The organism is Vibrio sp. 10N.222.48.A3 (genome assembly GCF_041475345.1).
Classification (GTDB): domain Bacteria; phylum Pseudomonadota; class Gammaproteobacteria; order Enterobacterales; family Vibrionaceae; genus Vibrio; species Vibrio tasmaniensis_A.
Genome location: NZ_JBFRVX010000884.1, coordinates 1 through 7,791, shown reverse-complemented (window position 1 = coordinate 7,791; position 7,791 = coordinate 1). Strand labels below are relative to the sequence as shown.

The 7,791-nt window shown below is 44.3% G+C and carries 7 protein-coding genes; 6 read left to right on the top strand and 1 reads right to left on the bottom strand.

What is annotated here, in order from left to right:
* Window positions 1-69 precede the first annotated feature (69 nt).
* On the top strand, window positions 70-477 hold the full coding sequence (gloA, locus tag AB4653_RS21370; RefSeq protein ID WP_372105284.1) for a lactoylglutathione lyase: 408 nt from the start codon (window positions 70-72) through the stop codon (window positions 475-477).
* Window positions 478-666: 189 nt separating this feature from the next.
* Window positions 667-1,101, top strand: a complete 435-nt coding sequence (locus AB4653_RS21365) for a DUF2753 domain-containing protein (RefSeq protein ID WP_012603530.1) — start codon at window positions 667-669, stop codon at window positions 1,099-1,101.
* A gap of 98 nt (window positions 1,102-1,199) precedes the next feature.
* Here the strand turns inward: AB4653_RS21365 and motY are convergent, their stop codons facing one another.
* Window positions 1,200-2,081 (bottom strand): flagellar protein MotY, encoded by an 882-nt coding sequence (gene motY, locus AB4653_RS21360; protein WP_012603529.1) that lies wholly within the window; start codon window positions 2,079-2,081, stop codon window positions 1,200-1,202.
* Window positions 2,082-2,269: 188 nt separating this feature from the next.
* Here motY and rnt point away from each other — a divergent pair, with 188 nt between their 5' ends.
* The 4 genes from rnt to AB4653_RS21340 form a co-directional block, all read left to right on the top strand.
* Window positions 2,270-2,914 (top strand): ribonuclease T, encoded by a 645-nt coding sequence (gene rnt / locus AB4653_RS21355; RefSeq protein WP_029222960.1) that lies wholly within the window; start codon window positions 2,270-2,272, stop codon window positions 2,912-2,914.
* Between the two features lie 64 nt (window positions 2,915-2,978).
* Window positions 2,979-4,304, top strand: coding sequence for a Na+/H+ antiporter family protein (locus AB4653_RS21350; protein WP_009848745.1), 1,326 nt, complete (start codon window positions 2,979-2,981; stop codon window positions 4,302-4,304).
* Between the two features lie 274 nt (window positions 4,305-4,578).
* Window positions 4,579-5,922, top strand: coding sequence for a response regulator (locus tag AB4653_RS21345; RefSeq protein ID WP_240798082.1), 1,344 nt, complete (start codon window positions 4,579-4,581; stop codon window positions 5,920-5,922).
* Between the two features lie 46 nt (window positions 5,923-5,968).
* On the top strand, window positions 5,969-7,791 hold a 1,823-nt coding region (locus AB4653_RS21340; RefSeq protein WP_372105282.1), incomplete at its 3' end, for a transporter substrate-binding domain-containing protein.

Sequence of the window (7,791 nt, the reverse complement as noted above, 5' to 3'; positions counted from 1 at the left end):
GAGATTAGTGGATAACCTCCACTCAAAATCATAACGGCGCCATGCTTGTGGTGCCAATAAGGGTGAAATATGAAATTCCTACACACTATGCTACGCGTTGGTGATCTAGACAAGTCTATCGAGTTCTACACCAATGTAATGGGCATGCAGCTATTACGTAAGAACGAAAACAAAGAGTACGAATACACACTGGCTTTCGTTGGCTTTGGTGACGAATCTCAAGGCGCTGTGATTGAGCTGACTTACAACTGGGGCACGACTGAATATGACCTTGGCTCAGCTTTTGGTCACGTTGCTATCGGTGTTGATGACATCTACACAACATGCGACGCGATTAAAGCAGCAGGCGGTAATGTGACACGTGAAGCGGGCCCTGTAAAAGGCGGCTCTACTCATATCGCATTCGTTAAAGATCCTGACGGCTACATGATTGAGCTTATTCAGAACAAACAAGCAAGTGCTGGTCTAGAAGGTTAACCCTTCGTAGCCTCTGCAATATTTGGCTATGGAATAAACACTATAAGCGAGCATAAAGCTCGCTTTTTTTGTAGCTCTATTAATAATCGATATTCTTTACTAATTATTACAACATTCTCACTGATGAAACTTTACATGATAATAATTATCATTTAAATTAAGTCCCCTATTGATTAGTGAGGTAACACAATGATTAGCGAATGGGAAAAACACACGTTACTTGCCGATACGGCATTGCAGCTCGACGATCCTGTACAGAGTATTCTTCACTATCAGCAAGCATTGAGTTTAAGCGAAAAAATTACTGAGCGTACCGATATCCAAGCGGACGAGCGCTTACTTATCTCTGTGATTTCTTGTCACAACCTCGCTCAGTTTTGGCGATGGGCCGGCGATACTGAATATGAACTCAAGTATCTCCAATTGGCTTCAGAAAAAGTACTGACACTGATCCCGCAATGTCCCAATACGCAATGTTCAAGCTTCATTGACTCAATTGGTTGCTGTAAGAAAGCCCTTATCGATTTCATGAAACGCCATCCCAACCCTAAAATTGCTTCTATGGTGGAAAAGATCGATACCGCGACCAACTGTGAAATGATCGCCCGCTTCCGCTTGAACTAAATAAATTACGTTTAAACAACGACTCAAATTTAAAATATAAAAAAGCCCGTCATCAGTGAAGACGGGCTTTGTCATTTCAAAACGAGCTATTGTTCAGCTTAAACCTGTGTGCGACCTAAAGAGATAACAACACGTCGGTTTTTGTCTTTACCAATTGGCGAGTTGTTGTCAGCAATTGGACGACGCTTACCATAACCTTGTACTTGAATACGGTCTTCTGGCAAGCCTAGAGATTTAAAGTACTCTCTTAATGATTCCGCTCTGCGCTCTGAAAGATTCTGGCTAATACCTTTGCTATCGACGGAATCGGTGTATGTAGCCACCAGCACAAGGTCGATGTCTTGGTTATAGCGAACATAGTCGGCAATCTGGCTGAGTCTCTTACGTGAAGACTTATTCAACTGATCGCTGTTACGATCGTAGTGCAAGATAGTAAAAGAGATATCTTCGAAGCTGTAAGGCAATAAGTTGGCGATACAGTCACTGAACACATTGTACTTTTCTTGGAATAATACCGATGATAGTGCAACTTCGATTCGCTGATCTCGGCTCTGCCATTCTTGATAGCTGAATGTCGGGTAACGCCCTTTCTCCAACTCACTCAAAATACCCCAAGCGGTTTGACCACCAACATAGCCATCAAATTGTTGGAAGAACTTAATGGTCGTCATGCGGTCAGCACTTTCGCCCGGACGCCAAGCTGGCGGCATAGAGATCAAGCTTACATTGCGTGTCGCCCCCATTGGGCGACGCATTTTAAGCTCAAAATCCAAAATGATTTTTTTACTCGCGCGAGATGAAAACTCAGCATCACCAAAGTTGGGGATAGGGTGAACCAAGCGACATTCTAATGGCGTGTTAGCCACCATCTCCCACGTCGACTGTAGAGGAGATGCTCCGTAACGCTTTTCTTGTGCCAATACCGATGACGACATAAGTAGCGAAAATAGCATTGAACCTGTTATGAGTTGTTTCTTCATAAAGTGGAGTATCTCTTAAGCAATTCGTTTAACAATGCAGCCAATTGCCGCATTTTTCCATCACGTTTGAATATGCAATTATTAAGCCGAAATAGGTCGGCTAATTTATGATTTATTGCCCTTCCCTAGTTTTTATCACTGCTATTATCTGCAATAATGCTGCCTTAATCACACATATTTGGGCTAACATGACTGTAGAAAACGAAGCTCTGACCCTTAAAAAACGCTTTCGTGGCTATTTCCCAGTGGTCATCGACGTGGAAACCGCAGGGTTTAACGCTGAAACCGATGCATTATTAGAAATCTGTGCCATTACACTAAGAATGGATGAGAACGGAGATCTGCACCCTGCATCAACGCTTCATTTTCACATTGAGCCTTTTGAAGGCGCAAATATAGAGCAGGCAGCATTAGACTTTAACGGAATTAAAGACCCATTTAGCCCATTACGTGGTGCTGTGTCGGAACAAGAAGCCCTTAAAGAAATCTACAAGCTTGTGAGAAAAGAACAAAAAGCTTCAGATTGCAGTCGCGCAATCATGGTCGCTCACAATGCTACGTTCGATTTAAACTTCGTTAATGCAGCAAGTGAGCGTTGTAAGCTTAAACGCGTCCCTTTCCATCCATTTGCAACTTTTGACACAGCAGCCCTTAGTGGTCTTGCCTACGGTCAAACCGTTTTGGCTAAAGCTTGCCGCACTGCGGGGATGGAATTTGACAACAAAGAAGCACACTCTGCTTTGTATGATACGCAAAAAACCACAGAGTTATTTTGCGGCATAGTAAACAAATGGAAAGCCCTTGGTGGTTGGCCTCTTGTTGACGAAGAATAAAAATAGAGTCGGTAAACGTTCACTCGTATTGCCTTCATAAAAAACACAACATCCCGAGAATAATATGAATCCTGTTGTAATTTCAGTTTGCATCATGCTTGTTTTAGCTTTGATGCGCGTAAACGTTGTCGTGGCTCTCACGTTCAGCGCAATTATCGGTGGCGTAGCCTCTGGTATGAGTGTGAACGATGCTGTAGCAGCGTTCGAAAGTGGATTAGGTGGCGGTGCAACTATCGCACTTAGCTACGCAATGCTTGGTACCTTTGCTGTTGCTATCTCTCGTTCTGGTATCACAGATCTACTTGCTCAAAGCGTCATTAAGCGCATTCACGGCAAAGAGAACAGTGCAGCATCGACCGGTCTAAAATACGGCATCCTTGCGTCTTTGATCTTAGTGACCATGTCTTCACAAAACGTGATTCCTGTACATATCGCTTTCATTCCAATCTTAATCCCACCTCTATTAGGCGTATTCGCAAAAATGAACCTAGACCGTCGTTTGGTTGCGTGTGTACTTACTTTTGGCCTGATTACTCCGTATATGGTTCTACCTATCGGTTTTGGTGGCATCTTCCTAAACAACATCCTGCTTAAAAACCTTCACGACAACGGTCTTGAAAACGTAGTAGCAAGCCAAGTACCAATGGCGATGTTGTTACCGGCTGCAGGCATGATCTTTGGTCTTCTTACGGCAGTATTCTTTACTTACCGTAAGCCTCGCCAATACAAAGAAACGTCTCATACTGTTGTTTCAACCGAAGTGAAAGAGATCAACAAGAAGCACATCCTAGTGGCTGCTGCGGGTATTGTTGCTGCACTAACGGTTCAACTATCGACAGGTTCTATGATCATCGGTGCTTTGGCTGGTTTCATGGTATTCACCTTCGGTGGTGTAATCGCTTGGAAAGAGACACACGATGTCTTCACTAAGGGCGTTCACATGATGGCAATGATCGGTTTCATCATGATTGCAGCGGCAGGTTTTGCAGCAGTAATGAAGCAAACCGGTGGCGTTGAATCTTTGGTTGAAGCGCTTTCAACAAGCATTGGTGACAACAAGCCTCTAGCAGCACTGCTTATGCTCATCGTTGGTCTATTGGTAACCATGGGTATCGGTTCTTCGTTCTCTACGATTCCAATCCTTGCAACTATCTACGTTCCACTAGCAGCAGCATTTGGTTTCTCTCCTATGGCAACGATCGCTCTAGTAGGTACAGCTGCAGCGCTTGGTGATGCTGGCTCTCCAGCTTCTGACTCAACCTTAGGTCCAACATCGGGTCTTAATGCTGATGGTCAACACGAGCACGTATGGGAAACCGTAGTACCGACGTTCCTACACTACAACATCCCACTGATCGTATTCGGTTGGATTGCAGCCATGGTTCTGTAATTAGGTTCTGTAGTTAAAGAATCCTACGCTCACTTTTATAAAGACCGCCTCGTGCGGTCTTTTTTGTATATAGTATCTTTCCCCTTTTATTTCTAACTTTAGAAACACGCTAACCTTCTGAACCAACATCACTCCCTATACATTATTCCGTACGTATTGATGTGCAACTTGTGGCTATTCATTGAATTCATTCCTACACTTAAGTGTTTAATAAATAAGCCGCTAATTCATAGACGACAAAGTGGCAAGGCTCAATACGTCAGAAGGCTACTATATGGATATACTCGCCCGATCGCGCTACCTCATCGTTGATGACAGCAGCGTCATTCAAAGTGCTACCCGCGCACTACTTATCAAGTTAGGCGTGCCTAACAACAATGTGATTAGCGCATCCAATGCACAAAACGCGATTGAGGCTTGTCGCGCACATCGATTCGACATCTTATTAATTGACCACGATTTAGGCTCAGGAAGCAATGGCTTGCAGTTGCTTGAGTTCTTGCAGCAAAAAGAATTAATCCGGCCACAAACGATCGTCTTTATCGTCACAGGCAATGACAGCCAAGATACCTTCTTTGGTTATGCTAACTTAGAACCTGATGGTTATTTGATTAAGCCAATACGTGCAGATGACATCATAAAAAGAGTCACATCCGCACTCTCTCGGCAGCAATACTTTTCGACATTAGAGCAGGCCTTTTTAAAGAATGACCTCAATGCGGTAAAGCCACTCTTTGGCAAAGCCCCTGATCCGTCGACACTGAAAGATGCCATTATTTATATGGCGAATATTCTGATAAAAAACCAACAACTCGATGACGCACAAGCCATGTTGAATGGGCTATTGCAGCTCCATGATTACCTGCCCGCTAAAGTTAAGCTCATTGAAATACATATCCTCAAGCAACACTATCACGACGCACTCCGTCAAATCGATGGCCTAATAGAAAGCAACCCTCGCAATATCAAACTTCAGCAACTTAAGGTCAAGATCTGTCTCAATACCAGTAATTTCGAATCAGCGAGCGAACTGATTGACCAAGTACTCACCGTGAACAGCAGTAATATTGAGTTAACCAACACCATGGTCTGGCTGCAGTTGCTAGATAAAAATGTCACACAAGCGACCCAACATCTCAAATCTCTCGCACAACTCATTCCTCACTCAATTTGGGATTCTACAGGTAAGCGAGCACTCATCTTATGGGCGGATAGTTTGGCGCTCACCCACGAAGAACTAACACTTTGGAAACCTGAAGCGACTTGGCAGAGGCTTTCTCACTCTGAAAAGTCTTACGCATTGAGCAAGCCGCTTCTAAAGCTTTGTCGTACCTTACAACTGATTCAACTCGATCAACATGAGGTTGCGACAGAGTGCATTGAGAGTATTTCGATAAACGAGTTTTCAGGCAATGATGTCGACGCGTTCTTCTTGTTGGCGCTGTGTTATCAAGCCTTAGGATTACAAGACAAAGTCGTTCAAATAAAGCGCCAAATTGACGTTCATTTAAAAGCGGATCACACGAACCTTGCTCTACTTCAACGTATGGCATTGCAGCAAGCTGATAATTTTTCACTCCCCACACTAACTAAAGCCCCTTTGGCTGCCGTTAGTTAAGCATGGCGATACTCTAAAATCAGCAAGCAAACGACAGGATGTCTTTATGCAAAACAGCGCTTCAAAAACGAAAACGTGGTGTGTCGCCTTTTTATTGAGTTGTCTTTCACTGTTGATGTGGCCACTGCTCACCTTTGCCGAAAACACCCCACCAGGGAACACATCACCCGCTAGCTCCTTAGCAAGCAAAACAGGGAACTCATCGAGTGACCAAGTCATATTGCGGGTTGGTCTGCCTTCTTACGACATGGTCCCCTACAGCTATCAACATAAAACTCCCTCAGGCAACACTGTTTCTGAAGGGCTACTCATCAGTATGTTGGATCAGGTAGCGGTAAATGCAGGTTTCCAATATCAGATTAAGTTGTATTCAACATTTAGTGATGTACTGAGTGCATTCGAAAGAGGTGAATTAGATCTGCTAGTCGGCGTCTCTTCGACCAAGGAGCGCCATAATTACATGACTTTTAGTGAGCCGATGTTTTCCATAAGACGAGCGGTGATTACCCAAAATAGAAAAATAAACGATTTAGGTGCGTTGGCAACCGCCAACCTAGCATTGGAGAAAGGGTTTGCGCTCAATGATCTTCTTCCTAGCCTGCTTCCTGATAGTCGAATTACCACATTAGACAGCACGCAAGCGGCATTCACGGCGATTCAGGAGAATAGCGTGGATGCGTACATTGGCGATGCGCTTGCACTTTCTGCGTTATTGCAAGAACAGCCTCGAGACTCACTAACATTATCTGTACTTCCTGACCTTCCCGCAGATCACTTGCATTTCGCGGTCAAAAAAGGAAAGCACAGATTGCTTAGCCGAATCAATTTCGCTTTACAGGACATTAAGGTAGGTTCACTGCAATCTATCTACAATCAATGGCTTGCTCCATCGCAACATTCGATGCTGCTGAACTATGGAACATTGAATTTAACCCAAGATGAAAAGAACTGGCTCGACAGCAACCCTTCCATCCCCGTAGGCACACACTCCAATTGGTACCCTTACGACTTTACCAATGAGCAACAGCAACACTCAGGCTTATCTGCTGACATCTTAAACCTAATAAGTAATGTGCTTGGCGTGTCATTCGAAAGTACCACTTACCTAACACCAGAAGCGGCCGAGGTCGCGTTCAATAATGGTGAGACAATGGTGCTAACCAACATCACACCAACCACAGATAAAGCCCGATACATGGACTTCACTCAAGCTTACAGTTTTGAACCTTGGGTGTTATTGAGTCGCTCTGATCGCTTAGGCAACTTTGCGCCAAGTGGCACCGAAGCTGTTGGTGTGATTGAAAATTCTGGAGGCTCAACAGTTCTGCCTTCTCTCTGCCTTACTTGCCTAGCCGTCCCTTACATCAATCACGTCAGCGCTTTCCAAGCATTACAGAAAGACGACATCAGTTTCGCGCTTGCTTCACTTCATCATGCTGCACCTTTATTGCATCAAGACTATGTAGGGCAATTCAAAATCACTGGCACCATTAATGAGCAAAACAGCGCACCACTAGCTCTCGCAGTGAACTTCCGCCATCCCATGCTGTTGAGTATTCTCAACAAAACCATTGGAGCACTGCCTGCCAATGAATTAGAGCGCTTGGAAAGCAAATGGTTAACCTATGAATACCAAGAAGGCTTATCACCACGCGAAGTCGCTAAATGGTCGGTGATCATCGGGCTTGGAATCTTTGTGGTCATTTTCGTGATCGTATTTTGGAACCGAAAAATGGCGGCTGAAATCGAGCAGCGAAAGATCGCCGAGCAGAGAGCAAAAGCAGCAGAAGCCCATTTGCAAACGCTGGCCGACAACATTGATGGGGTCGTGCTTAAACATATTCAAACGCACCCTCGACAGCCTTTAGA